Origin of the sequence: Chromohalobacter marismortui, from assembly GCF_004364315.1 — a bacterium.
GTDB lineage: Bacteria > Pseudomonadota > Gammaproteobacteria > Pseudomonadales > Halomonadaceae > Chromohalobacter > Chromohalobacter marismortui.
On record NZ_SOBR01000002.1, the window covers coordinates 154,974 to 181,471 of the forward strand.

A 26,498-nucleotide genomic window follows, 5' to 3' on the forward strand; every position below is an offset into this window, starting at 1 on the left:
CCAGCTTCAAGCTTCAGGCTTCCAGCTAGGGGTTAAAAGTCCTTGCAGATCCGCAGGGCATCATAGATCGCCGCATGCGTATTGCGCGGCGCCGTGCAATCGCCCAGTCGGAACAGCACGAAGCCGGCATCGGCATCGTCGTCCAGCGTCGCCAGCGCGGGCTGGGGCTGGATGGCATAGAGCGCTTCGATATCGACCTGCCCCTTGTTGCGCGACTGATCCTTGAGGGCGTAATAGAGCGCCTCGTCGGGTCGCACGCCATTTTCGACCACCACCTGGTCGACCACCCGCTCTTCCTGGGCGCCGGTGTACTCGTTCTCGAGTACCGCGACCAGGGCATCGCCCTCGCGATAGACCCTGTGCAGCGCCAGGTCGGAGGTCATGATCACCTCCTTCTCGTAGAGACTGCGGTAATAGGTCGGGAAGGTGGTGCCACCAACCGCCGCGCCGGGCTTGATGTCGTCGGTGACGATCTCGACCTGGGCGCCCTTGTCGGCCAGGTAATCCGCCGCCGAAACGCCGGCGAACTCGCAGATGGAGTCGAAGATCAGTACGTTCTTGCCGGGCTCGACGGCCCCGCTGAGAATGTCCCAGGTGCTGACGACCAGGCTCCGTTCGCGGTCCTCGGCATAGCCCCATTCGGGCACCTGCGACAGGAAGGGCTGGCCGCCGGTGGCGAGCACCACGATGTCCGGCCGCAGATCGGCGATGGTCGCGTCGTCGGCACGGGTGCCCAGGCGCAGGTCGACCTTGAGCCGTGTCAGTTCGAGCTGGTACCAGCGGGTGATGCCGGCGATCTGGTCGCGCTGAGGGGCCTTGGCGGCGAGCGTGATCTGACCGCCGATCTGGTCCGCGGCCTCGAACAGCGTGACCTCGTGGCCGCGCTCGGCGGCGACGCGCGCCGCCTCCATGCCGCCCGGACCACCACCGACCACCACCACCCTGCGCTTCGGCCCGTCGCTGGGGGCGATCTCGTGGGGCAGGCCCAGGTACTCGCGCGAAGTGGCGGCGTTCTGGATGCACAGCACGTCGAGCCCCTGGTATTGACGATCGATGCAGTAGTTGGCACCGACGCACTGCCGAATCCGGTCGGTCTGATCCATCTGGATCTTGGCGATCAGATGCGGGTCGGCGATGTGTGCCCGGGTCATGCCGACCAGATCGACGTAGCCGCCCTCGAGAATACGACTGGCCTGGTTGGGATCCTTGATGTTCTGGGCATGGATCACCGGCACGCTGACCACGTCCTTGACGCCCGCCGCCAGGTGCAGGAACGGCTCCGGCGGGTAGGACATGTTGGGAATCACGTTGGCCAGGGTGTTGTGCGTGTCGCATCCCGAGCCGACCACGCCGAAGAAATCGACCATGCCGGTGGCATCGTAGTAGGTGGCGATCCGTTTCATGTCGTCGTGGGTCAGACCGTCGGGATGGAACTCGTCGCCGCAGATGCGCAGGCCGACCACGAAGTCGTCGCCGACTTCGGCGCGTACCGCCTTGAGGACTTCCAGACCGAAGCGCATGCGATTCTCGAAGCTGCCGCCCCACTGGTCCTCGCGCTTGTTGACACGCGGACTCCAGAACTGGTCGATCAGGTGCTGGTGCACGGCCGACAACTCGATGCCGTCGAGGCCGCCCTCCTTGACGCGACGTGCCCCCTGGGCGAAATCGTCGATGACGCGCCAGATTTCTTCTTCCTCGATGGTCTTGCAGGTCGAGCGGTGTACCGGCTCGCGAATGCCCGACGGCGATAGCAGCGTCGGCCAGTCGAAGCCATCCCAGCGCGACCGGCGGCCCATATGGGTGATCTGGATCATGATCTTGCCGCCATGCTTGTGCACGGCGTCCGCCAGATTCTGGAAGTGCGGAATGATCCGGTCGGTGGAGACGTTCACCGAACTCCACCAGGCCTGGGGGCTGTCGATCGATACCGGCGAGGAGCCACCGCAGATGCACAATCCACAACCGCCCTTGGCCTTCTCCTCGTAGTACTTGACATAACGTTCGGTGGTCATGCCGCCATCGGTCGCGTGGACCTCGGCATGGGCAGTGCTGACCACGCGGTTGCGTATGGTGAGATTGCCGATCTCGATCGGCTTGAACAACGCATCGAATGCCATCTCGGAAACCTCAACCTGCCAGGGTATGACGGGGAACGACCGTGAAGCGGCCGACGTCGCAGCCTTCCTCGGCGGCGCTCTGGGTCTGCTCGGCGATGGTGCGCAGGTCGCTGTCCCGGGCCTCGAGAATCAGATCCATGGCACCGGCGAACCAGCCGGTGAACATGTACTCGACCTTGCGCCCGACCTTGCCGAGCTGATAGACGAAGGCGCTGTGCTCGAGACGTACCTGGGCGGTGCCCGCATCGAGGTCGATGTCTTCGGTGATGAACAGCCCCCAGCCGCGCTGGGAGAGCCGTGTCATGTAGTGTTCGAACACCGCCTCGCCCTCCAGGCCGTGCAGCTCGGCCTCTTTCTCGCACCAGTGCCAGGCGCTCTTGTAGCCGGCGTGATAGAGGATATCCGCGTAGGTCTCCACGCCCAGCGCCTCTTCCACCGCGACGTGGTTGTTGATGAAGAAGTGGCGAGGCACGTAGAGCATCGGCAGGGCATCGGTGGTCCACACGCCGGTTTCTCTATCCACCTCGATGGGCAGTTCGGGGGCCATCTTGGTCACGGTCGTATTCCTCGAATTGTCGTTATGCAGAAGGAAGGGATAAGAGGTAAGGGAAGCTTCTTCCTTCTTTCCTCTTCTTTCTTCTGTCTCGCGTTAGCTTCCCCAGACGTCGCGTAGCAAGCGCACCCAGTTCTCGCCCATGATCTTGCGCACCTGACGCTCGCTCATGCCGCGTCGCAAGAGCGCCTCGGTAAGATTGCCGAACTCGCCGATGGTGCGGATGCCCTCGGGATTGATGATGGTCCCGAAGTTGGTCAGTCGCCGAGCGTAGCCCTTGTCGTGGGTGAGCCATTCGAAGAAGGCCTGGTCCTGGCCCTGGGTGAAGTCGGTACCGATACCGATGGCGTCCTCGCCGACGATGTTCATCACGTATTCGATCGCCTCGACGTAGTCGTCGACGGTGGCGTCGACCCCGGCACGCAGGAAGGGCGTGAACATGGTCACGCCGACGAAACCGCCATGCTCGGCGATGAACCGGAGTTCCGCATCGGACTTGTTGCGCGGGTGTTCCTTGAGACCGGATGGCAGGCAATGGGAATAGCAGACCGGTTTCTCGGAGGCCTCGATGACCTCGCGGGACGTGGTCTCGCCAACGTGGGACAGGTCACACATCATGCCCACGCGGTTCATCTCGGCGACGATCTCGCGACCGAAACCGGAGAGCCCGCCGTCGCGTTCGTAGCAGCCGGTGCCCACCAGGTTCTGGGTGTTGTAGCACATCTGTACGATGCCTACGCCGAGCTTCTTGAAGACTTCGACGTAGCCGATCTGATCCTCGAAGGCGTGGGCGTTCTGGAAACCGTAGATGATGCCGGTCTTGCCTTCTTCCTTGGCGCGGGTGATATCGGCGGTGGTATGCACGGGCCGCACCAGGTCGTCGCACGCCGCGAGGAGTGCGTTGGTCTGAACGATATTGTCGACGGTGGCCTGAAACCCTTCCCATACCGAGACGGTACAATTGGCGGCGGTCAAGCCACCCCGACGCATGTCTTCGAGTAGGTCACGGTTCCACTTGGCGATAATCAGGCCATCGATGACGATGGCGTCGTCGTGCAGTGCTTGCGCGGTCATGAGTCTCGCTCCCGGAATGGCGTCATGTCGGCCAGCTTAGCCCCGTCCTCGAGACCGCCGACGCTTGGAAGCGACGAGGAAAATTCCAAATGCGTCACGCCTTGGAATCGGCCTTTGAGCTCATTTCCAAACCTCGATGATGGTGGACGCCGGGGGAATGCGAAGGCAGGGGAAGAACTCTTAACGCACCGGGGCCGCCCGATGATCGGACGGCCCCGGTGGAGAAATCACGCTTTGCGCCGCACTATCGCAAATGCACGCTCGCATAGGTGGGTTCGCCTTGCGCCTGGGCCAGGGCCTGCATGGCACTGGAGGTGCGTGGCGCGACATAAGCGTCGTCTTCACTGCCCGCGGGCTGCGTGGCGGGCGTCAGTGCCACGCTGGCGCTCGCCAGACGCATCTGGCGTTCGTCGCGCGGCGGCGTGCCGAAGTATTCCCGATAGCACTTGGAAAAATGCGGTGTGGAAACGAACCCGCACACCGAGGCGATTTCGATGATCGACATCGACGTCTGGCGCAGCAACTGTCGAGCCCGGGTCAGTCGCAGCTTGAGGTAATAGCGCGACGGCGAGCAACTCAAGTATTTCTGGAATAGGCGCTCGAGTTGGCGACGCGAGACGTTCACGTAGTTCGCCAGCTCGTCGAGGGCAATGGGCTCCTCCAGATTGGCCTCCATCAGCGCCACGATTTCGAGCAACTTGGGCTGGCTAGTTCCCAGCACGTGTCGCAACGGCACGCGCTGCTGATCTTGTTCGCCACGCATACGGTCGCAAATGAACATGTCGGAGATCGCCGCCGATAACTCACGGCCGTGATCACGGGCGATCAACGTCAGCATCATGTCCATCGGCGCCGTCCCACCGGAGGCCGTGGCGCGATCGCGGTCGATCGAAAACAATCGCGTCGTCAAGGTAGCGCGCGGATAGGCTTCCTGCGCAGCGGCCTGGAATTCCCAGTGAATGCTGCATTCGTAGCCATCCAGCAGCCCCGCCTTGGCCAGCGCCCAACTGCCGGTACACAGCGCGCCAATGCGCCGCGACTGGCGCGCCTGAGCCTGCAGCCACAGCACGTGTTCACGCGTGACATGACGCTGGATACCGACACCGCCACACACGAACACCATGTCGAGCGCCAACGGCTCATGCATGCCGTTATCCGGCGTGATCAGCAAGCCATCGCTGGCCCGCACGGCCTCGCCATCGGTACTCAGCGTGGTCCATTGGTAGAGTTCACGCCCCGCCAACTGGTTAGCCATGCGCAACGGCTCCACCGCCGAGGCCAACGAGATCAGCGTGAAATTATCCATCAACAAGAAGCCCAGACGCATGGGCGTCTTGGGGACGTCCGGCGTCGCGGGGCGATCGCTCGAGCGGGTCATCAGCGGTTCTCCTCCATGTCACGTTCGGAGCCACTGGTAATGCTTCACCAGGGGGATATTGTCATTGTAGGAAGTCAGGTACAACGCCTCGAGTGTGACGAGAAGGCGCCCCCTCAACGTATCTAAAAGCGTCATCCAGCGCTATCAAAAACGACATGCTTTGACGTTTTCAAGAAAATGCCTCGCCCCCGTTCATTGGGGCGAGGCATGGAGGCAACACGACATCGCGCGAGCTGTCGGCAACGCAACGGCGTGGGACTAACGCTTTCGCTGTAAATGCTTGGCGTGATAATGCAAATGCTCTTCGATGAAGGTCGCGATGAAGAAATAGCTATGATCGTAGCCCGGCTGACGGCGCAGCGTCAGCGGATGATCGTGTTTCTCGCACGTGGCTTCGATGCGCTCCGGCATGAGCTGTTCATCGAGAAAATTATCGGCCTCGCCCTGATCGATGAACAGCGGCTGGCGCGAGGCGCCCTTGGCAATCAGCTCGCAGGCGTCGTATTGCGTCCACTTGCCGTGGTCCTCGCCGAGATAGGCGGTGAAGGCCTTCTGCCCCCAAGGCGAGACAATGGGGTTGACCACCGGCGCGAATGCCGAGACGGATGCATAACGACCGGGTTGACGCAAGGCCAATACCAGCGCGCCATGACCGCCCATGGAGTGGCCACTGATGGCTTCACGCCCATTGAGCGGAAAATGCTGGCGCACCACCGAGGGTAGTTCCTCGGTGACGTAGTCGTACATGCGATAATGCTTGGACCACGGCGCCTGGATGGCATTGACGTAGAATCCCGCTCCCGACCCGAAGTCGTAGCTGTCATGCTCGCCGGGCAGCTCGGTGCCGCGCGGGCTGGTATCCGGGCAGACGATGGCCATGCCCAGCTCGGCGGCCACGCGCTGCGCCCCTGCCTTCTGCATGAAGTTTTCATCATTGCAGGTCAGACCCGACAGCCACCACAACAGCGGCACCTTGTCGGTTTCCGCCTGGGGCGGAAGATAAATGGAGAAGATCATCTCGCAATCGAGCGCCCGCGAGTGATGCTTGTAACGCTTCAGCCAACCGCCGAACGACTTGGTGGCGGAAACCAGCTCCAGCGATTCGGACATGGTCATGGTGCTCTCCCTGAGAAACCGACGGCATCGAGCCGCCGGCGGATGGAACGACGTCGGAACGCGCCCGGGCGCGATGAATCACCAAAGGCGCGTGTCAAGCGCCTGTCGCGCGGCTTCGGGCGCGTGTCGCGCGGCTTCGGGCGCGTGTCAATAGTGCAGCACGGTGCGGATGCTCTTGCCGGCGTGCAGCAGCTCGAACGCCTCGTTGATCTCCTCGAACGCCATATCTTGGGTGACGAATTCATCGATCTTGAGTTTGCCGTTCATGTAGTCGTCGACATAGCCCGGCAGCTCGCTGCGGCCCTTGACGCCACCGAAGGCGGATCCCTTCCAGACGCGCCCGGTGACCAGCTGGAACGGCCGCGTGGAGATTTCCTCGCCGGCGCCGGCCACACCGATGATGATCGACTCGCCCCAGCCCTTGTGACAGCACTCCAGCGCCGAACGCATGACATTGACGTTGCCGATGCACTCGAAAGAGTAATCGACACCGCCGTCGGTCAAGTCGACGATGACCTGCTGGATGGGGTCCGAATAATCCTTCGGATTGACGAAGTCAGTGGCACCGAACTGACGCGCCAGGTCGAACTTGTCGGGATTGACGTCGATGGCGATGATCCGGCTCGCCTTGGCCATCTGCGCGCCCTGGATGACGGCCAGGCCGATGGCACCGAGACCGAACACGGCGACGGTGGCCCCCGGCTCGACCTTGGCGGTGTTCATGACCGCGCCGATGCCCGTGGTCACCCCACAGCCCAGCAGGCAGATCTTGTCCAGCGGCGCTTCAGGCGAGACCTTGGCCAGCGAGACTTCCGGCAGCACGGTGTACTCGCTGAACGTCGAGCAGCCCATGTAGTGATGCAGCGATTGTCCATCCTTGGAGAAGCGCGAGGTCCCGTCGGGCATCACGCCCTTGCCCTGCGTGGCGCGCACCGAGCTGCACAGGTTGGTCTTGCCGGAGAGACAGAACTTGCACTGGCCGCATTCGGCGGTGTACAGCGGAATGACGTGATCGCCGGGCTTGAGGCTGGTGACGCCCTCGCCGACTTCCTGGACGACGCCGGCCCCTTCATGGCCCAGCACCGCCGGGAAGTTGCCCTCGGGATCGGCGCCGGACAACGTGTAAGCGTCGGTATGGCAGACGCTGGTCGCCTTGATCTGAACCATGACTTCGCCGGCCTTGGGCCCTTCGACGTCGATCTCGGCGAGTTCCAGCGGCTTGCCGGCTTCCCAAGCAATGGCGGCGCGTGATTTCATCAGGCATTCTCCTTCGTCGATCGTGGCGGCGCCCACTGCGCCAGCAAAGGCAGTCTAGGCGCGCGTGGTTAACCCCACCAGTCTAGGCAGTCGGCACGCTTGGATAAATGCTTACGACGTCACAACATTATTGCCATGGAGCAACAATGCAGCGCTGGGATCGCATCGAAGCTTTCATCGAAGTCGCCCGCTTGGGTACGTTTTCCGGCGCCGCCCGCCATCTGCAGGTGTCCACGTCCCATGTGAGCCGCCTGATCGGGCAACTCGAGAGCCAACTCGGCACGACGCTCTTGTATCGCACCACGCGCCAGACGCGCCTCACCGATGCCGGCGCACTCTACTACCGACATTGTCGGCATCTATTCGACGGTTTTCGCGAGGCCGAAGAGGCCATCGTCGACTTCCAGTCGCGCCCCAAGGGCACGCTGCGGCTGACCTGCGCCACCACGTTCGGCGAGCGCTACATCGCCCCGCTGGTCAATGACTTCCAGTGCTTGCATCCACAGCTCGAAATCGACATGAACTTCACCAACCGCCAAGTCGAGCTGATCGAGGAGGGGTTCGATGTCGCCATCCGCATGGGCGTGCTACGTAATTCCAGCCTGATCGCCCGGCGGCTGTGCGAACGCCGTGAGTATGTGGTGGGGTCGCCGGCCTACTTCGAACGCGCCGCACCACCGCACTCGCTGGCTGAGCTGCCCCATCACAATTGCCTGCGCGGATCACGCGACAGCTGGCTGTTCGAGGTCAGTGGCCGGCGCCGGGAAGTGCGTATCGAAGGCCGCTGGCGCGCCAATTCTGGGCCGGCATTGCTCGACGCGGTATTGAAGGGCTTAGGACTGGCGCAACTGCCTGACTACTATATCGCGCCCTATCTGGCCACGGGCGAGCTGGTGCCGGTGCTGACGGCTTATCAGTTCACCGACACCGCCGTATGGGCCATTTACCCGCGCCACCGTCACTTGTCACCCAAGGTGCGCCAGTTCGTCGACTTTCTGGTCGCGCGTCTACCGGTCGCGTTACAGGGCTGATCCTTACTCTCCCGCCATTGGCCCCAATCCGTCGCGCAAATAGCGGCCTGCGAACTCGGCCTCACGGGCCAGCGCATCAGGATCGAGCAGCTCGACCCACTGACGCTCGCGGAGCAACAGGCCATCCTCGCGAAATCCACTCAGCGTCCGGCTGATATGCACCGACGTGAGGCCCAGCGCGTCGCCCAGTTGTTGCTGTGACAATGGCAGACGGAAACGCCGCGTAGCATGCGGCATAGTGCGCTGCAAGCGCATATACATCTCATAGATGAGATGTGCCACTTTCTGACGTGCGCTGCGCCGCGCCAGATTGACCAGGCGCTCGGTCAGCAAGGCTTGCTGCTGGGAGGAGACCGCGAAGAAAATCATCGACAGCGTGAAGGACTCGCGAAACACCTCGAGCAAGCGGCGATGAGGAAAATCGCAGACGATGCCGTCGTCGATCATCATCACACCCGCCAGACGCTCTTGAAAGGCGAATTCGCGCAGGCCGATGACATCCCCCGGCAGGTAGATTTCGAGGATCTGGCGCGAGCCGTCTTCCATGTCACGAAAGGAATACGCCCACCCCTTGGAAAGCGTGCAGAAGCGCCCCGCTGGATCGTCGGTTTGCCACAACGCCTCCCCCCGCTCTACCTCGCGCGGCTCGCGTTCGAGCGAGTCCAGCAGGGCTTCGTCACTCTCGGTAAGGTTCGCGTAATGCCTGAAATGGCGGATGATACAGCTATCGTTCTCGCTCATGATCTTTCGTATTCCGTCGGGAGTCCTGGAGACAGTGCGCTGAGCCTATCCCGGCAACGCCAAGCGCACTATTCACGACGAAATAAAACCATAGAAGGCCACACGGTGCGATCCCGAATCAAAAAAAGGACACCATCAAGGTGTCCCAAAGGGTTGATCGAGTGATTCGACGTCAGCATTCGATGGCATTCACCGCCAGGCCACCACGCGAAGTTTCCTTGTATTTGTCCTGCATGTCGGCGCCGGTATCGCGCATGGTGCGAATGACCCGGTCGAGGGATACGAAATGCTCGCCGTCGCCGCCCAACGCCATCTGCGCAGCGTTGATGGCCTTCACCGAGGCGATGGCGTTGCGCTCGATGCAGGGCACCTGCACCAGGCCGCCGATGGGGTCGCAGGTCAATCCCAGGTTGTGCTCGAGACCGATCTCGGCGGCATTCTCGACCTGCGCGGGCGTACCGCCCATTACGTCGGCAAGCCCGGCGGCGGCCATGGCGCAGGCCGAGCCGACCTCCCCTTGGCAACCGACCTCGGCGCCAGAAATCGAGGCATTCTTCTTGCACAGGATACCGATGGCACCGGCCGCCAGCAGAAAATCCACGACATCGCGTTCACTGGCATCCGGTTGAAACTGCATATAGTAGTGCAGTACCGCCGGCACAATGCCCGCCGCACCGTTGGTCGGCGCGGTCACCATGCGCCCGCCGGCGGCGTTTTCCTCGTTGACGGCCAGGGCGAAGACATTGACCCAATCCATGGCCGAAAAGGTCGAGGCGATGACGCTGGTATTGTCGCTGGCTGCCTGCAAGCGCCGATGCAAGATACTTGCACGACGCTTGACGTTGAGCCCACCAGGCAGGACGCCATCATGACGCAGGCCGTTGTCGACGCAGTCTTTCATCGCCACCCAGATATGCCACAGCGCATCGCGGACGCTGTCCTCGTCGCGCCAAGCCTTCTCGTTCTCGAGCATCAACTCGGAGATGCGCAGCCCATGGGTGCGGCACAGCGCCAGCAATTCATCCGCCGTCGCAAAGTCGTAGGGCAAGGTTGTGGTGTCGGTATCCAGCGCACCGTTGGCGGCCTGGGCCTCGTCGATGACGAAACCGCCGCCCACGGAGTAATAGGTATTGCGGTAAAGTTCTTCATCATGAGCATGCGCGATGAGGCGCAACGCATTGGGATGGTAGGCGAGCGGCGCGTCATACCACTGCATGTCGCGCTTCCAGGGAAACGAGATAGGGTGTTGACCCGCCAGCAGCAAGGTCTGCGATTCACGTAGCTCCTCCATGCAGGCGGGCATGATCTCGGGATCGATGGTCTCGGGACGCTCGCCCATGAGTCCCATGATCACGGCCTGGTCCGTGCCATGCCCTTCGCCAGTGGCACACAGCGAACCATGCAGATGCACTTCGATGCGCGTGACACGCGTCAGCCAGTCATGCACGCGCAACACATCGATGAAGTCGCAGGCCGCACGCATGGGACCGACCGTATGCGAACTGGAGGGGCCAATTCCCACCTTGAATAGATCGAACACACTAATTGCCATGCGTGACACCTCGAGCCGTCTTCATGAATCAAATTTTCTAAACGAGCTTGTCAGCCACTCGATTTGATTCTAGCTTGGTGCCAGCCTGAACGCCGGGCAACGGAGAATAATTCGACAAAGCTTTAGAATCACTAAACCATGAGCCGCACCCTGCACGCCCAAACCCATGCCTGGCTGAAAGTCTTCACCATCAGTGCCCGACACCTTTCCTTTACGCGGGCCGCGGAAGAGCTGCATGTGACGACCGGTGCGGTCAGCCAGCAGATCAAACAGCTCGAGGAACGCCTGGGCTTCAAGCTCTTCCGGCGCCTGCCACGACGCCTGGAGCTCACTGACGAAGGCCAACGCCTGGCTGCCGTGGTCGATCAAGCCTACGATGCGGTCGGCATGGAGGTACGTCGTCTGCGCACGGGGGTCATGAGCGGTGTCCTGCGCCTGCGTTGCGTGCCTTCCTTTCTCGCCAAATGGTTGATGCCAAGACTGACGCGCTTGCAGGCACGCTTTCCCGACATCGAGTTGCATGTCGCCTCCGAGGACAGCAACCTGTCACTGCGCGAGGGCGAGTTCGAGCTGGCCATCGACCTGAATGACGGGCGCTATGCGGGTTTCCAGATCACGCCGCTGATGGATGAGGAAATCTTTGCGGTATGCTCGCCACAACTGTTGCGACGCCGTCCGCCGCTGGTGCGTCCCGAGGACCTGGGCTATTACCCGCTATTGCATGACGTTACCGCATGGCGCGGCAGTCATGATTACGCCGAGTGGGAACATTATCTGAACGCCCTGGACGCCGGTTCCGTCAATGTGCGGCGAGGTTATACCTTCAACCGCAACCACCTGACGGTAGAGGCGGCCATCGCCGGCATGGGCGTGGCGATCGCGCGGCGCACGCTGATTACCGATGAGCTGGACACCGGGGCATTGATAGCACCGTTCGCTGGCGCCGTGGCCACCGGCAAGACCTATGGCCTGGTCTATCATCCCGGCGCACTGGACGATCGCCGAGTGCGTGCCGTGCATGACTGGATCGTCGAGGAAGCGGCACGCGGCCATGGCCATTGAATGCCAGGTCGATTCCGCCGAGAATGCATTTTTTTGCGAAACACCGCACAAAACGTTTAAGGTCTCGATGGCAAAAACGACTCAACTCTGCAAACTTATTGAGTACAATAGCTTTTAAGCACAATACGCTAATTGCCAACACGGCATTCTCGCGTCAATGACGCATCTACGCTTACCTGAGACGGAGAATTCTCATGGACAAACGTTCGCAGGACGATACGCAAGAGCCGAATGCGGGCTCCGAGGGCGTACCGGCTCCGGATGGGCCGGCCAACCTGATCGATACCGACTACGTCATAGGTCAAGACAACATCACCTCGACGAAGTTCGGCATCGATTTCGACCTTCACGGCAAGGTCTTCACGATCTCGTCGTTGATGATCTTATTCTTCGTCATCGTGACACTGGCGTTCCAGAACCAGGTGGAGCCGATCTTCAATGCCATGTTCTCGTTCTTGACGGGCAACATGGATTGGTTCTTTCTCCTGGCTGCCAATATTTTCGTGATACTTGCCATCGTGTTGATCTTCACGCCTTTGAGCAAGGTGCGTATCGGCGGCGCTCACGCCACGCCGGACTTCAGCTATGCCGGCTGGTTCGCCATGCTGTTCGCGGCGGGGATGGGCATCGGCTTGATGTTCTACGGCGTCTCCGAGCCGATGACGCATTTCAGCACCTCGATGCAGGGTGCATCGAGCGCGCCCTTGGGCGGCGCCCCTGGCAATGAGCAAGCCGCCATACAACTCGCCATGTCCGCGACGATTTTCCACTGGGGGCTTCACCCTTGGGGCGTTTACGCCATTGTCGCACTGTCGCTGGCCCTGTTTGCCTACAACAAGGGCCTCCCGCTGACCATGCGCTCGATCTTCTACCCGATTCTGGGGGAGCGCATCTGGGGATGGCCGGGTCATGTCATCGACATTCTGGCGGTCTTCGCCACGCTCTTCGGCCTGGCCACCTCTCTCGGGCTGGGTGCGTCCCAGGCTTCGGCGGGGCTGCACTATCTGTTCGATACGCCCAACACCAATACCACCATGGTGCTGTTGATCTTTGGTATCACGCTGGTGGCACTGGGCTCGGTGCTTGCCGGGGTCGACAAGGGTGTACAGCGCCTTTCTCAGCTCAACATGGCGTTGGCCTTCCTGCTGCTGCTGTTCGTGATTTTCGTCGGCCCGACACTGCTGATCGCCACCGGCTTTTTCGAGAACCTGTGGGGTTATGCCAAGAACCTCCCCGCCCTTTCCAATCCCTTTGGACGTGAGGACACCGGCTTCACGCAAGGCTGGACGGCCTACTACTGGGCCTGGTGGATCTCCTGGTCACCGTTCGTGGGCATGTTCATCGCGCGTGTCAGCCGTGGTCGCACCGTCCGCGAATTCCTGATCGCCGTGCTGGTGGTACCGACCCTGGTCTCGGTCCTGTGGATGACGGCCTTCGGCAGTACCGCCATCGACCAGTACATCAACCAAGGCTTCGAAGGCGTCAAGAATGCCGCGCTGGAATTGCAACTGTTTACCATGCTCGGCCAACTGCCGCTGACCGCGATCACTTCGTTCGTGGGCATCGTGCTGGTGATGGTCTTCTTCATCACCTCATCGGATTCCGGCTCGCTGGTCATCGACTCGATCACTGCCGGCGGCAAGGTCGATGCGCCCAAGCCTCAGCGTATCTTCTGGGCCTTGATCGAAGGCGCGATCGCCATCGCCCTGCTGCTGGGGGGTGGCCTCACCGCGCTGCAGACAGCGGTCATCACCACGGGCCTGCCCTTTACGCTGGTTCTGCTGGTGGCCTGCTACGCCATCGTCAAAGGCTTGATGAGCGAACCACGCGGCACCTGACGCGAGCATTCCACTCGCACCATGCAGAAGGCGGCCCCTGGGGGCCGCCTTCTTGCGTTGCGACGTCGGTCCGCGACTTCGCCCGGCTGTCATCTCGTCAAACACCGTCTCGCCAAGCGCCTGCCGCGTTCAGTTCCATACCTCGCTCAACGGCGTCTCAGGACGATAGTGATGCGCAATCTGTGCCTGCAGCAGCTCCGCGGTGGCGAGGGCGTCGATCAGGGCATGGTGTGCCTGATAAGGCGGCAGGCCATAGCGCGTGCGACTATCGGGCAGCCGGATCGAGGCCGGTGGACGTCCCAGCCAACGCCGAAAGCGCGCCCACAAGGGCTGACGGTGCAGGCGGGCTTCCAGCGACATGGTATCGATCACCGGGAAGTGAATGCCCTCACCACGGCGTGCCTTGACGGCAGCATCAAGGAAGGTACGTTCGATATGTCGGTAATGCACCACGACGATACGCCCAGCCATTACGGCCAATAGCTCATCGAGAACATCATCAAGGTCAGGGGCCTGCTCGATCTCGCTATGAGTAATATGGTGAAAGGTAATCGAGCGCTCATTGAGAGGACGCGGCGGCCTCACGATCCAGTAGCGCCGTTCGGCAAGCCGAATGCGCCGTAGATCGAATGGCACCACGCCGATACTGACGATCGCATGACGCTGCTCATCGAGGCCGGTGGTTTCCATGTCCATGGCCAGCATCGGCACGTCACCGATGGGCGTCTCCGGCCCCGGCATGGCGACATCGAAGTAACGCTCCAAGGCCGTATCGCGCGTTTGCTCGCGACGTGCCATGAAGTAGCTCGCCCAGGTCGGCGCCTGAGAGCGACGTGAAAGCAGTGGCTTCATGCGACTATCAGCGCTTGTTGGAAGGCATAGGGTAACGGAACCTCAGAAACTTCTGGGCATTACTCAGGACCTGGAAGGCGTCCTTGAGATTGTGACGCTCGTTATCCGAGACGTTTTCCGGCTCGATATTATTGTCCGGTTCACGCTCTTCCTGGATATCGATGACCTGGTGACGAATACGTACCATGGCGATGAATTCCAGGGCGTAGCGAATACGTTCCCCGGAATGCCCCGCGAGCAAGCGGGTCTTATTGATCTCCTCGAGGCGCTCGAAGGAGTTCTGCGCCCTTGAGCCGCAGGCCAGCGCATGCACACGAATCAGATCAACCAAAGGCGCCGTGCCGCGCCGCTTGAGATTGATCGTATTGTTCTGCTCGCCATCCTTTTCCATCACGAAGGTACGGAAAAAACCCAGCGGGGGCGTGCGGTTCAGCGCATTACGCGCCATCGCGGCCAAAAAGCGTGGCCGCTGGGAGGCACGCTCGGCGACCAGGTCCTGCAAGCGTTCGGCGAACACTTCTTCCCCATAGACGCTATCGAGATCGAAGAAAATAGAGCTATGCAGCAAGCGCTCAGCGCTGGGATCGTCGATCCAATCGCGAAAATATTGCTGCCATACTTTCAAGGGCTGACGCCAACGTGGGTTGGTAGCCATGATGTCGCCCTTGCAATAGCTATAACCGCAAGCCGCCAGGCCATCGCTCACGCGTTGCGCCAAGGCCAGGAAATAGGCGTCGTGCTGCTGGGGATCGAAGCGATCATCCAGCACCAAGGCGTTGTCCTGATCGGTGACGATGGATTGTTCGTTACGCGCCATCGATCCCAGCGCCATGAAGCAATACGGTACCGGCGGTGGTCCGAGTTCTTCTTCGGCCAATTCCAGCAGGCGTCGCGTGAAAGCACGCCCGATGCTCGACAGCGAGCTGCCGACCATTTGCGAGTTGTCATCTTCGGTGACCATGCGCACGAAGGCCGCACGCACGTCGCTTTTCATCGCGGCGAGGCTTTCGACATTCGGCTGGCGAAAGATATTGTCCACCAGATACAGGCTGCTATTGGTCTCATAGCGCACGATATCGGACAAATGCAACACGCCGATCGGTCGACGGCGATGAAGCACCGGCAAATGGTGGATGTTGTTGCGCAGCATGCGCAGCATCGCCTCATAGACCGACTCGTCGGACTGAATGGTGATCGGCCGCTCGTTGATCAACTGCCCTACCTGGGTGCTCGCTGGCAGTCCTTCGGCAAGCACTCGGTTACGCAGGTCGTGGTCGGTGAGTATCCCCACCATGCGGCGTCGTTGCCCTTCTCCGTACGAAAAGGCGTGCGCGTCGTCGGACGCCTGCGGCGCCGCCAGCACCAACACCGAAGAGGCATTATGCCCTCCCATGCGCTGGGCCGCCTCTTGTACTGTCGCCTCACTTTCCACCATCACCGGGGCTCGCGAGGCAAGCTTACGCACCTTGGTGACCAGCATCTCGTGCCCCTTGCGCTGCTGGTCGACGGTTGCTTCCAGGCGCGGCCGCTCGACCTCGACGAAATCGGCGAAGCTGTCGTCCGCTTCGCACAAGTGCTGGAACACCGCATGGGGAATGAAATAGATCAGCGTGTCTTCGATCGCGCGCGCCGGGAAGCGCACCCGTTGATCGCGAAGCAGGTCGAACTGGCCGAATATATCGCCTTCGCTGAGACGGTTGTAGAGATCGCCGTTACGTCGATACAGATCGATCGCCCCACTGCGAATGTAGTGAAGATACTCAACGGCATCGCCATGGCGATAAATATCGGTCTCGGCCTGAAAGTAGCCCACCTCGACCTGACCGGCCAGCTCATCGAGCAAGTCGTCGGATAGTTGCTCGAAAGGCGGGTACTGCGCCATGTGCTGACGAACTTCCAGCAATTCTGCTTGCATGCAATGCTCTCGGACAGTGGCAGGGCAATCTAGCTAGTCTGAGTTTCTCGCCAGACTCTGTAAAGGTCTACCTACAAGATAGGAAACGGCGTTTCTTATAATTAGTTTTCTTGCTAAAATTAAGCATTGCTTAACACTCGCCATGTCGCCACTTGGATGCACGCCAGAGACGCCGTATGCCTCATTTGCCACCCCCCGCCGAAGCCACCATCAGCTTCAAGGCCCTTTGCGTTCGCGCATTTTGCTATACCCTGTGCGTCGCTGGCGCCATGCAACTCGTCATGCTCGATGCCCAGTCGGGCGTCGACCGCTTCACCGAGTCTTCTTTGACCGAGCTCATGCAGTCGACCCTGCTCTTGATCAGCGCCCTGATGATGGGCTACCTCCATCGCAGACCGTCGGCCATCCCTCATGTCAGCCTGTTGATGGGCGCGTTTCTGTTCGCCTCCTATGTGCGTGAAAACGACTACTGGCTGGACCGCTATGTCTTCGACGGCGCCTGGCAGGTGATCGTGATCCTGGTCGTGCTACCGGCGCTGTTCGTGGTCATCCGTCAACGCCACGCCTTCGTCGCCGAATTCAAGTCGATTTCCAACAGCCTGGGACTCGGCATGTTCACCGCCGGCTTTCTCACCACCTACGTTTTCTCGCGGCTTTACGGTCGTTCGGCATTCTGGGAAGCCATGTTGGGCGACCATTACCAGCGCGTCATCAAGGACGCCGCCGAGGAAGTCACCGAACTGGCCGGCTACATGCTGCTCTTTTTCGCCTGCATCGAGCTGGTGCTCCTGCTGCAACGTCGCGCCCGCGCCGCCTGACGAAGCATGCACGACCGGCCACAAAAAACCCGCGAGGATGACCTCGCGGGTTTTTTCATACCCGGCTTGCGCCCTTGCCCGACTTACTCGTCGAGGAAAGTCCGCAGCGGTTCGGAACGCGACGGATGGCGAAGCTTGCGTAGCGCCTTGGCCTCGATCTGACGAATGCGCTCACGCGTTACATCGAACTGCTTACCGACCTCTTCCAGCGTGTGATCGGTATTCATGTCGATCCCGAAGCGCATGCGCAGCACCTTGGCTTCACGCGCCGTCAAGCCGCCCAGCACGTTGCGGGTCGCCTCGATCAGGCCTTCACCGGTGGCCAAGTCGATCGGCAGCAGCATAGTGCCATCCTCGATGAAATCACCGAGATGCGAGTCGTCGTCGTCACCGATCGGCGTTTCCATGGAGATCGGTTCCTTGGCGATCTTGAGCACCTTGCGAACCTTGTCTTCCGGCATTTCGAGGCGCTCGCCCAGCTCTTCCGGCGTCGGCTCACGGCCCATTTCCTGCAGCATCTGGCGCGAGACGCGATTGAGCTTGTTGATGGTCTCGATCATGTGCACCGGAATACGAATGGTGCGTGCCTGGTCGGCAATGGAGCGCGTGATCGCCTGGCGAATCCACCAGGTGGCATAGGTCGAGAACTTGTAGCCACGGCGGTATTCGAACTTGTCCACCGCCTTCATCAAACCGATGTTGCCCTCCTGAATGAGATCCAGGAACTGCAGGCCACGATTGGTGTATTTCTTGGCGATCGAGATCACCAGGCGCAGGTTGGCCTCGACCATTTCTTTCTTGGCACGACGCGCCTTGGCCTCGCCAATCGACAACCGCCGATTGACTTCTTTGATGTTCGTGACCGGCAAGCGCACCATTTCTTCCTCGAAGCCGATCTTGCGCTGGGCACGCAGGATATCGGCACGGAACGGCTCGACCCGCTCGGCGTACTTGGCATGCTTGGCTTTGAAACGGTCCAGCCATTCAAGGTCGGACTCGGCGCCGGGAAAAGAGCCGATGAACGTCTTGCGCGGCACTTTGGCCTGCTTCACGAAGACCTGCATGATGGCCTTTTCCTGACCACGAATCTGCTCGATGCTGATGCGCACCTGCCCCACCAAGCGCTCGAAGTGCTTGGGCACCAGCTTGATCGGCGAGAACAGTTCGGCAAGACGCGCCTGCTCTTGATTCGCCTCCGAGGACCCCAGGCCATGCTTGTCGATCGCGGCCTTGGCACGCTCGTTCTGTTCGCGAATCTGCTCGAAACGCGCCCGCGCTTCTTCGGGATCAGGGCCGCCGCCGGTTTCTTCTTCCTCGGCGTCGTCTTCCTCTTCGGACGCCTCGCCGTCCAGGGCATTACGCTCGGGCTCGGGCTCCGCAACGTCCGCCTCGGCCACACCGGGAATTCCCTCGTCGGGGTCGATGAAGCCCGAGAACAAATCGGACAGCCGCCCCGGCGCTTCCTCGTCCTGAGTGGCATCATAGGCCTCCAGCACGGAATCCACGGCGCCCGGCAGATACGCCAGCGAGGACATCACCTCGCGGGTGCCTTCTTCGATGCGCTTGGCGATTTCGATCTCGCCTTCGCGCGTCAACAACCCCACCGTTCCCATCTCGCGCATGTACATGCGCACGGGGTCGGTGGTACGCCCGACGTCGCTCTCGACCGCGGCCAAGGCGGCAACGGCTTCTTCCGCCGCCGACTCGTCGGCGGACTGATCGGACATCATCAGGGTATCTTCGTCAGGTGCCTCCTCGACGACGCTGATACCCATGTCGTTGATCATCGCGATGATGTCTTCCACCTGATCGGGATCGGCGATATCCTCGGGAAGATGGTCGTTGACCTCCGCGTAGGTCAGGAAGCCTTGCTCCTTACCCTGGGCGATCAACTCCTTCAGACGTGACTGCTGCGTATTTCCAGCCATAGAAACCCTATCTCGACAATGGAGCACCTGGAAGCGAACGGATCGAAACGCTGCTAAGCCTGCCAGTATAGCCGCTAAGGGCATTTTACTGCCAGTATCGTATTTGTCTTGTCATCCAGGTGTGCTAGTGTGTTCGGCTATCCTTTAGATATTGCCTAGTAAATGGCGACGTTTTGCGCCAATTCAACCCGTCGCGGCAGGCATCTTCTCCACGACCGTCATGCTGGAGGAGCACCGCCCTTCAACTCCGTCAGTAACGTCATCAGCCGTGCCCGCTCTTCACGGGAGAGACGCTCCCCCTGCCGCTCGCGCGCCAGCAAAGCATCGATGGCCTCCTGCGGCGAGCGCTGCGAATGGCGCTGACGCAAGCCGTCGACCAGGCCTTCCACCTCGGCGCCGCGTGCGTCGCGAGGCATCAACAATTCCCGACGCGCCAGCCAGGCGAGCCGCTCGCCTTCGGGCGTACCGTGAAAGTGCGCCAGCAAGACCTGTGCGTTGCGATAGCCTCCCGCGCGAATCAAGCGCACCACTTCGTGACACAGCGCGCCATCGCCCTCGTCATCAGGGCACCAATCGAGCGACTCGGGCAGGCGATTCACCAAGCCAGGCTCGTGCACCAACAAATGCAGCAAGCGACCCACGAGGCCCAACGCCCCATACCCACCACCCGATGAAACACCTCGGGAGGGCGCCTTTTCCCACGACGGGGGTCCCGTGTCGGGAGACGCAAGCGCCTGACCTTCTGATACCTTATCGGCACGCGCCAGCAATGTCTGAAAGTGCGCCTGCTCGACGCCGGTGCGCTGCGAGAGTTCGCGCAGCAACAGCGATTTCAAAACGCCCTCAGGCAGGCGCTCCAAGGCGCGCAAGACCGTCGTGACGAAACGCTCACGCTCTTCGATGTGCTTGAGATCGCGCCCTTCGGCCGCCTGATCGAAAAGAAATTCCGAAAGCGGGGCGGCGCATAACACACGGTTCTCGAAGGCCTCGGCGCCTTCGCGCCGGATCAGGGTGTCCGGATCTTCGCCTTCGGGAAGAAACAGGAAACGCACCTGGCGCCCATCGATCATCGACGGCAGCACCGTTTCCAGCGCGCGACGCGCGGCCTGCCGTCCTGCCTGATCGCCGTCGAAACAAAACACGACCTCGCCCACCAGGCGAAACAGACGCTGCAAATGGTCTTCGCTAAGCGAGGTTCCCAGGGTCGCACAGGCGTTGCGCACCCCGAATTGCGCCAACGCCACGACATCCATGTACCCCTCGACCACCAGCATGCGCTCCAGCCGCGCATTGGCTTGACGCGCCTCGTAGAGGCCGTACAGCTCGCGCCCCTTGTGGAACACTGGCGTCTCGGGCGAATTCAGGTACTTGGGCTTGGCATCTCCAAGCACGCGCCCGCCGAACGCAATCGTGCGCCCTTTCCAATCACGGATTGGAAACATCACCCGATTGCGAAAGCGGTCGTAGCTGCGCCCAGAGTCCTCACGGTGCACCAGCAGCCCGTATTCGATCTGTACTGCATCGCTGATCCCTCGTTCCGCCAAGTGTCGCTTGAGCGCTTCCCACTTGTCCGGAGCGAAGCCGATACCGAACTCGCGCACGACGTCCGGCGACAATCCGCGACGCTCGAGATACGCGCGTGCCTCGCTGCCTTCCGCCACCGCCAGACGCTCACGGAAGAAACTCGCCGACAGCTCGAGCAGATTGACCGCTTCCTCCCGACGCTGCTCACGCTCCTGGGCACGTGGATCGTCGCCACCTTCACGGGGCACGTCCAACCCCAAGCGCGATGCCAACTGCTCGACCGCCTCGGGAAATCGCAGATGATCGAACGCCATCAAGAAGCGCAGCGCATTGCCGTGCATGCCGCAGCCGAAACAGTGATAGAACTGCTTCTCGGCACTGACGGTGAAAGACGGCGACTTTTCCTGATGAAAAGGACATAGGCCGGCGTAGTTGCGACCAGCCTTCTTGAGCTTAACGCGCTCGCCGACGATCTCGACCACGTCGGTACGCGCCAGCAAATCATCGATGAAGCGTTGGGGTATCTGTCCAGCCATGGCGGGGAGGCGCTCGACGAAACGTTGTCTGTATCGCGGAAATCACGGAGCCTGGCATCGCGGAAACAGCAGGGCGGGAAAAACAAGCGGCCACCCGATGGCAGCCGCTTGGCGTCCCTCTAAAAGGCGGCCGTGGCCACCTCTAGTACGGATCAATACAACCGTTCGAAACGCTTGCGCTCACGCTGCAGTTTCTTGGCATGACGCTTGACCGCCGCAGCAGCCTTGCGCTTGCGCACTGCAGTGGGTTTTTCATAAGTTTCACGACGACGGACTTCGGAAAGAACGCCGCCTTTTTCGCAAGAACGTTTGAAACGCCGCAGGGCGACGTCGAACGGCTCGTTGTCACGTACTTTTACAGAAGGCATTAACCAATCACCTACCTTGGAGAAAGATGAGTTTGGATTGAACGCACACCTTGGTCAGCACGTGTTCAGCAAATGCCGAACGGCATGACGGGTGCACGACCCAGTCTTGCAGAACACAGTATTCTAGTCGTCGTGCGCGCGCTTTGCAAAGCCTTTACCTTCAGCCCCTGCCATGCCCGCCGCGAAAGGCGTAGAATGATGCGCTTCACGGGATAGCGGGAAACCAAGACACATGCGGGTACTGGGCATCGAGACCTCTTGCGACGAAACCGGCGTCGCCATCTACGATACCGAGCGTGGCCTGATCGCCGATGCGCTGCATAGCCAGATGGCGATGCACGCCGAATTCGGCGGCGTGGTGCCGGAACTCGCCTCACGCGATCATACGCGCAAGCTGCTGCCACTGATTCGCCAGGTCCTCGACGAGGCCGCGCTGGACGGCAACCAGCTCGACGCCATCGCCTACACGGCCGGGCCCGGGCTGATCGGCGCCCTGATGGTCGGCGCTTCGACCGCGCACGGCTTGGCCCGCGCCTGGAACATCCCGGTGCTCGGCGTGCATCACATGGAAGGCCACCTGCTGGCACCGATGCTCGAGGAGGCCTCCCCTGACTTCCCATTCGTGGCCTTGCTGGTCTCGGGCGGGCACACGCAGCTCGTGGAAGTGCATGGCCTGGGACGCTATCGCCTGCTGGGCGAGTCGGTCGACGACGCCGCGGGCGAGGCCTTCGACAAGGCCGCCAAGATGCTCGAATTGGGCTATCCGGGTGGCCCGCAAGTGGCCAAGCTGGCCGCACACGGCGATCCCAAGCGGTTTCGCTTCCCGCGCCCGATGACCGACCGACCGGGACTCGACTTCAGCTTCTCGGGGCTCAAGACGCACACGCTGACCACCACCAGAAAGCTCCAGGAAGCCGGCTCGCTCAGCAACCAGGACCGCGCCGACATCGCCCGCGCCTTCGAGGACGCCGTCGTCGATACGCTGGTCATCAAGTGCCGCCGCGCCCTCGACGCCACGGGGCTCAAGCGTCTCGTGGTGGCCGGCGGGGTCAGCGCCAACCAACGCCTGCGCGAACGTCTCGACCATGAAACCGCCAAGCGCCAGGCGCAGGCCTTCTATCCGCGTGGACGTTTCTGCACCGACAACGGCGCGATGATCGCGTACGTCGGCGCCCAACGCCTGCTCGCCGGTGAACGCGACGACATGACGATGCAGGCCACGCCACGCTGGCCGCTGGCGTCGCTCAATCCGCCGGCGGCTTGACCCCTTTCTCACGTTTCAAGCCGGGTTCACTGCCCTGCCCCAGACGGCGAATGTTCCAGGCATGGCGAATCAGCACCAGGGCCGAAAAGGCGCTGACCACCAGCGTCGCCTCGCGCGCCAGCCAATAGCTGGCCAAGGGAGCGAGCAAGGCCGCGGCCAATGATGCCACCGCCGCAGTGCGCGAACGCCAGGCCAGCACCCCCCAGCACAGGGCGCAGACCCAGGCCACGGGTGTCGCGATCATCAGCAGCACACCGAAGGCACTCGCCACGGCCTTGCCGCCACGCCCGCGATGCCATGCGGGATAGCTGTGCCCCACCAGCACCGACAGGCCTATGGCACCCTGTATCCATAGTGGCAATGCCTCGCGCTGTGCCACCCACAACACCGGCATGGATTTGACCGCATCGACCGTCAATGTCAGGGCCGCCGGTAACGCCCCATGCACACGCAGAACATTCGAAAAACCAGGGTTGCACGATCCCACGTAACGCGGATCACGCCGCCCCAGTGCACGACACACCCAGACGGCCCCGAGCAGCGAACCACTCAAATAACCGACGATCATCAAGGCAGCGACGGGCAGGGCTGGCGACATGGTTGGGACTCCCTTGTAGCGTGGGCACACCAGTGCATGGGCCCGCCCATGATTCTGCCACTTCCATGACGTACAATCTAAGGTTTGCAATGTGGTGAAACGCTGACCAGGCTTCGCCGCATGAACACCTGACCTAATGAGGATACGCCGTGGATCACGTGCTGATCGAGGCACTGGAAGTGGACACCGTCATCGGTGTTTACGACTGGGAGCGCACCCTTCGCCAGCGGCTGCGGCTGGATCTCGAACTGGCCACCGACATTCGCCCCGCCGCACAGCGAGACGATATCCACCTGACGCTCGATTACGCCGCCATCAGCGAGCGTATCGGCGCATTCGCCGAGGCCCATCAGTTCGCGCTTGTCGAAACCTTTGCCGAGCGCTTGGCCGAGACCCTGCGTCAGGAATTCGCCATCGCCTGGCTCTGCCTGACCGTCCGCAAACCCGGCGCGGTCGCCAATGCCGCCAGCGTGGGCGTACGCATTACGCGGGGGCAGGCATGACACACGTCACCGTCAGCATCGGCAGCAATATCGACCGTGAACGACACGTCCTTGCCTGTCTCGACGCACTCGCCGACACGTTCGAGGATGTGCGTGTGTCGCGAATTTTCGAAAGCGAGCCGGTCGGCTTCGAGGATGGGCGCAATTTTTACAACCTCGTCGCCGCGTTCCACTCGTCTCTTTCGGTCGGCGAGCTGCAAGCTTGGTGCAAGCAGGTCGAGGCCGACAACGGGCGTCTGCCAGACAGTCCCAAGTTCAGCCCCCGCACCCTGGATATCGATCTGCTCACGGTGGGCGATCGATGCGGCCATATCGAAGGCGTCGATCTCCCGCGTGACGAGATCCTCAAGCATGCCTTCGTGCTGCTGCCACTCGCCGAGTTGCTACCGCAAACGCCGCATCCCGAGACGGGACATCCTTATGCCGAGCTGTGGGCGCGATTCACCAGCGCCGACCAACCCCTGTGGCCCGTGACCTTCACCTGGCGTGGCCGCACGATTTCGCACCCGGATTGACGCCTCGATACCGGGCCGCGTGATGCCTGCCAAAGCAGCCAGCGTCGCATTGCGGTCAGTGACGTCGCTGCTGCACTGCCAGCCTGGCCGGATCGCCTGACGCGAGACATGACGGCGACACACCAGCGCTTGAAACTCGCTCCCGCCGACACAATGAAAAGCCACCCGCCTCGAAAGGCGGATGGCTTTGGCATGCCCGCTCAGACGGCGCCTTGTCGACGCCGTCAATCGGCATTTTACCAGTCTGCGCTATGGCCGATCTGCTGTTGCTCCTGCGTATCGCTGGGCAGGTTGGTGTGCTTGGTGTTGTGTACTGAAATGTAGTGCCGAGCCTTGGCAACGGCCACACTGTCGGCGCCCGAGGTATCTAGCTCCTTGAAGCTCACGTCTAACTGTTCGACGTTCTGGCCGGTCTGCAGTGATTCATGATTGACCTGCATGGCTTCCGAGGAGGCGACGCTAGCTTGAGCAGCCACCGGCAGAGCGGTGAGTGCGACGGCGGCAATCAGGGTACGTACTTGCATGATGGATCTCCTTGCGTGTTCATGTTCGCTTGCGAACGTTGAGTAAAATATATAGCAAGCTAACAATGAACGCAATAACAGATTTGGCAATCGCGCCTATAGCCGAAACCTATATGCCCCAAAAAATCATAATGCAGTCGTTTTTACTGCTTATGGCGCTTAATGGAGCATTGAAACCACCGCTCCCTCTGCTCCCTTTGAGCACAAGCAAGAGATTTTCTTATACTTGAGTTCCTAGTTCTTTTCGTCACCGAAACCTCACGATACCCGCTGCAAGAGCACCACATCATCACGCGGGAAGGTCACCGTGAGCCCGTACCGCTCGGCGAGATAGTGAAAGCTGCGCTCAGCAAAGAAGCTCACATGGGTCGGGTCGCGCATGTACCGCCAACGGCTGAGGTCGGTGACGGCATCGCTGCGTTGGGTCATGATGCCCAGCCAGCCGCCAGGACGTAGACGTTCGACCAGCTCGTGAAGCACCCGTCCCGGTGCATGCAAGTGCTCGACCACCTCGGTGGCGGTGATGACGTCGTACGCCCGCGTCAAGCGTTCGGGGTACGGCGCATAGAAAGGATCGAATACCGTCATGCAATGCCCGGCTTCCTCGAGCATGACCGACAATGTCGGTCCCGGTCCGCAACCGAAGTCGAGTCCTTGCGAGGCCGGCGACAGCCGCGCCAGCAAGGGGTCGCACAGACGTGCCAAAAAGCGGCGATAACCTGGGTCGTCGGGCGAATTCTCGTGCAGATCATAGACCGCACGCTCTTCTTCGGCCGTCGGGCGCTCTCCGGGAGCGACGAAGATCAAGGCGCACACCGGGCAGCGATAATAGCTGCGTGGCGGCGCGCCCGACGAGGGCACACTGCACGACGCCGCGCATAGCGGACATGGCGGGGCCGCGGTCGGTGATATGGTGCTCTCTGTCATGGGGCCTTGCATGACGGGGATGAGTGATCTGCCTGACGCGTCGACAAGGCGACACGCGCGCATCTTTCGACTGGATAAGAACTACCTCGAGCGTGCATGATGTCCTTCCCCCCTTGGGGCCGACCGTCACTTTTTGGACAATCCGCCATGCTCAATGCCATCGACCATTTAGTGGTGAACGTCACCGACCTCGAACGTAGCATCGACTTCTATACCCGCGTATTGGGACTCGAGGCACGCTACCATGATGCGACACGCGCCGATCTCTACCTGGACGATTTCGCCTTGCGCCTATGCACCGTTCAAGCCACGGCCGACAACACGCAACCTGCCATGCCAGGCAATCAGGCCCTGGGCTTTCGCAGTGCTCTGCCGCTGGCGGAAGTCAAGACGCATCTAGAAGTACTCGGAGTACCGCTGGACCGAGAGTCAGACGCCACCGACAGGCTTCATGTACGCGACCCGGATGGCAATCCGATCGAAATTTCGCGCCCCCGGCGCCGCTGA

The 26,498-nt window shown here is 61.3% G+C and carries 23 protein-coding genes and 1 pseudogene; 8 read left to right on the top strand and 16 right to left on the bottom strand.

Annotated elements, in window-relative coordinates; genetic code table 11:
* Window positions 1-32 precede the first annotated feature (32 nt).
* The 6 genes from dgcA to C8E00_RS03950 form a co-directional block, all read right to left on the bottom strand.
* Complete coding sequence (gene dgcA / locus C8E00_RS03925; protein ID WP_133694823.1) at window positions 33-2,117, bottom strand: dimethylglycine demethylation protein DgcA; 2,085 nt, start codon at window positions 2,115-2,117, stop codon at window positions 33-35.
* Between the two features lie 10 nt (window positions 2,118-2,127).
* Entirely contained in the window at window positions 2,128-2,673 is a 546-nt protein-coding gene (locus C8E00_RS03930; RefSeq protein WP_133694825.1) for a 4-vinyl reductase, read from the bottom strand.
* Between the two features lie 93 nt (window positions 2,674-2,766).
* Complete coding sequence (locus C8E00_RS03935; RefSeq protein WP_133694828.1) at window positions 2,767-3,744, bottom strand: dipeptidase; 978 nt, start codon at window positions 3,742-3,744, stop codon at window positions 2,767-2,769.
* Window positions 3,745-3,988: 244 nt separating this feature from the next.
* A complete protein-coding gene (gene gbdR / locus C8E00_RS03940) occupies window positions 3,989-5,122 on the bottom strand; it encodes a choline metabolism transcriptional regulator GbdR (protein WP_243833107.1) in 1,134 nt (377 codons plus the stop codon).
* A gap of 258 nt (window positions 5,123-5,380) precedes the next feature.
* Window positions 5,381-6,238 carry an S-formylglutathione hydrolase gene (gene fghA, locus C8E00_RS03945; protein WP_133694831.1) on the bottom strand — a complete coding sequence of 286 codons (858 nt, stop codon included), beginning with the start codon at window positions 6,236-6,238 and terminating at the stop codon, window positions 5,381-5,383.
* 147 nt (window positions 6,239-6,385) lie between these two features.
* On the bottom strand, window positions 6,386-7,495 hold the full coding sequence (locus C8E00_RS03950; protein ID WP_133694833.1) for an S-(hydroxymethyl)glutathione dehydrogenase/class III alcohol dehydrogenase: 1,110 nt from the start codon (window positions 7,493-7,495) through the stop codon (window positions 6,386-6,388).
* Between the two features lie 146 nt (window positions 7,496-7,641).
* Between C8E00_RS03950 and C8E00_RS03955 the strand changes: the two genes are divergently transcribed.
* Complete coding sequence (locus C8E00_RS03955; protein ID WP_133694836.1) at window positions 7,642-8,526, top strand: LysR family transcriptional regulator; 885 nt, start codon at window positions 7,642-7,644, stop codon at window positions 8,524-8,526.
* Between the two features lie 3 nt (window positions 8,527-8,529).
* On the opposite strand, the gene C8E00_RS03960 is transcribed toward C8E00_RS03955, so the two are convergent.
* Together C8E00_RS03960 and C8E00_RS03965 are read right to left on the bottom strand one after the other, a co-directional pair.
* Entirely contained in the window at window positions 8,530-9,267 is a 738-nt protein-coding gene (locus C8E00_RS03960; protein WP_133694838.1) for a Crp/Fnr family transcriptional regulator, read from the bottom strand.
* A 172-nt stretch (window positions 9,268-9,439) separates the two neighbouring features.
* Window positions 9,440-10,753, bottom strand: a pseudogene (locus C8E00_RS03965) (L-serine ammonia-lyase); the annotation flags it as partial.
* 204 nt (window positions 10,754-10,957) lie between these two features.
* On the opposite strand from C8E00_RS03965, the gene C8E00_RS03970 reads away from it, so the two are divergent.
* Together C8E00_RS03970 and C8E00_RS03975 are read left to right on the top strand one after the other, a co-directional pair.
* Entirely contained in the window at window positions 10,958-11,881 is a 924-nt protein-coding gene (locus tag C8E00_RS03970; RefSeq protein WP_133694844.1) for a LysR substrate-binding domain-containing protein, read from the top strand.
* Between the two features lie 194 nt (window positions 11,882-12,075).
* Window positions 12,076-13,719, top strand: coding sequence for a BCCT family transporter (locus C8E00_RS03975; RefSeq protein WP_133694847.1), 1,644 nt, complete (start codon window positions 12,076-12,078; stop codon window positions 13,717-13,719).
* A 129-nt stretch (window positions 13,720-13,848) separates the two neighbouring features.
* On the opposite strand, the gene C8E00_RS03980 is transcribed toward C8E00_RS03975, so the two are convergent.
* The gene (locus C8E00_RS03980; RefSeq protein WP_133694850.1) at window positions 13,849-14,571 is read right to left on the bottom strand and encodes a 3'-5' exonuclease; all 723 of its coding nucleotides are present in this window, start codon (window positions 14,569-14,571) and stop codon (window positions 13,849-13,851) included.
* A gap of 7 nt (window positions 14,572-14,578) precedes the next feature.
* Window positions 14,579-16,486: a DUF294 nucleotidyltransferase-like domain-containing protein gene (locus C8E00_RS03985; RefSeq protein ID WP_133694853.1), complete on the bottom strand. Its 1,908-nt coding sequence runs from the start codon at window positions 16,484-16,486 to the stop codon at window positions 14,579-14,581.
* A gap of 176 nt (window positions 16,487-16,662) precedes the next feature.
* Between C8E00_RS03985 and C8E00_RS03990 the strand changes: the two genes are divergently transcribed.
* Entirely contained in the window at window positions 16,663-17,304 is a 642-nt protein-coding gene (locus tag C8E00_RS03990) for a hypothetical protein (RefSeq protein ID WP_133694855.1), read from the top strand.
* Window positions 17,305-17,387: 83 nt separating this feature from the next.
* On the opposite strand, the gene rpoD is transcribed toward C8E00_RS03990, so the two are convergent.
* The 3 genes from rpoD to rpsU all read right to left on the bottom strand — a co-directional run bounded on the left by rpoD (window position 17,388) and on the right by rpsU (window position 21,660).
* Window positions 17,388-19,232: an RNA polymerase sigma factor RpoD gene (rpoD, locus tag C8E00_RS03995; RefSeq protein ID WP_133694857.1), complete on the bottom strand. Its 1,845-nt coding sequence runs from the start codon at window positions 19,230-19,232 to the stop codon at window positions 17,388-17,390.
* A 218-nt stretch (window positions 19,233-19,450) separates the two neighbouring features.
* On the bottom strand, window positions 19,451-21,292 hold the full coding sequence (gene dnaG / locus C8E00_RS04000) for a DNA primase (protein WP_133694859.1): 1,842 nt from the start codon (window positions 21,290-21,292) through the stop codon (window positions 19,451-19,453).
* A 152-nt stretch (window positions 21,293-21,444) separates the two neighbouring features.
* Complete coding sequence (gene rpsU, locus C8E00_RS04005; RefSeq protein WP_040244373.1) at window positions 21,445-21,660, bottom strand: 30S ribosomal protein S21; 216 nt, start codon at window positions 21,658-21,660, stop codon at window positions 21,445-21,447.
* Window positions 21,661-21,892: 232 nt separating this feature from the next.
* Here rpsU and tsaD point away from each other — a divergent pair, with 232 nt between their 5' ends.
* Entirely contained in the window at window positions 21,893-22,924 is a 1,032-nt protein-coding gene (gene tsaD, locus C8E00_RS04010; protein WP_133694861.1) for a tRNA (adenosine(37)-N6)-threonylcarbamoyltransferase complex transferase subunit TsaD, read from the top strand.
* On the opposite strand, the gene C8E00_RS04015 is transcribed toward tsaD, so the two are convergent.
* Window positions 22,905-23,522 carry a glycerol-3-phosphate acyltransferase gene (locus tag C8E00_RS04015; RefSeq protein ID WP_133694864.1) on the bottom strand — a complete coding sequence of 206 codons (618 nt, stop codon included), beginning with the start codon at window positions 23,520-23,522 and terminating at the stop codon, window positions 22,905-22,907. The two genes, tsaD and C8E00_RS04015, sit on opposite strands and share 20 nt — an antisense overlap.
* A 149-nt stretch (window positions 23,523-23,671) precedes the next feature.
* Between C8E00_RS04015 and folB the strand changes: the two genes are divergently transcribed.
* Both folB and folK read left to right on the top strand, forming a co-directional pair.
* A complete protein-coding gene (folB, locus tag C8E00_RS04020; RefSeq protein ID WP_133694866.1) occupies window positions 23,672-24,025 on the top strand; it encodes a dihydroneopterin aldolase in 354 nt (117 codons plus the stop codon).
* Window positions 24,022-24,540 (top strand): 2-amino-4-hydroxy-6-hydroxymethyldihydropteridine diphosphokinase, encoded by a 519-nt coding sequence (folK, locus tag C8E00_RS04025; protein ID WP_133694869.1) that lies wholly within the window; start codon window positions 24,022-24,024, stop codon window positions 24,538-24,540. The genes folB and folK overlap by 4 nt, the downstream gene beginning before the upstream one ends.
* Window positions 24,541-24,776: 236 nt before the next feature.
* Here folK and C8E00_RS04030 read toward each other — a convergent pair whose 3' ends face one another.
* Both C8E00_RS04030 and C8E00_RS04035 read right to left on the bottom strand, forming a co-directional pair.
* Window positions 24,777-25,064, bottom strand: coding sequence for a hypothetical protein (locus C8E00_RS04030; RefSeq protein ID WP_133694871.1), 288 nt, complete (start codon window positions 25,062-25,064; stop codon window positions 24,777-24,779).
* Window positions 25,065-25,322: 258 nt separating this feature from the next.
* Entirely contained in the window at window positions 25,323-25,991 is a 669-nt protein-coding gene (locus tag C8E00_RS04035; RefSeq protein WP_133694874.1) for a class I SAM-dependent methyltransferase, read from the bottom strand.
* A gap of 147 nt (window positions 25,992-26,138) precedes the next feature.
* On the opposite strand from C8E00_RS04035, the gene C8E00_RS04040 reads away from it, so the two are divergent.
* Window positions 26,139-26,498, top strand: a complete 360-nt coding sequence (locus C8E00_RS04040; protein ID WP_133694876.1) for a VOC family protein — start codon at window positions 26,139-26,141, stop codon at window positions 26,496-26,498.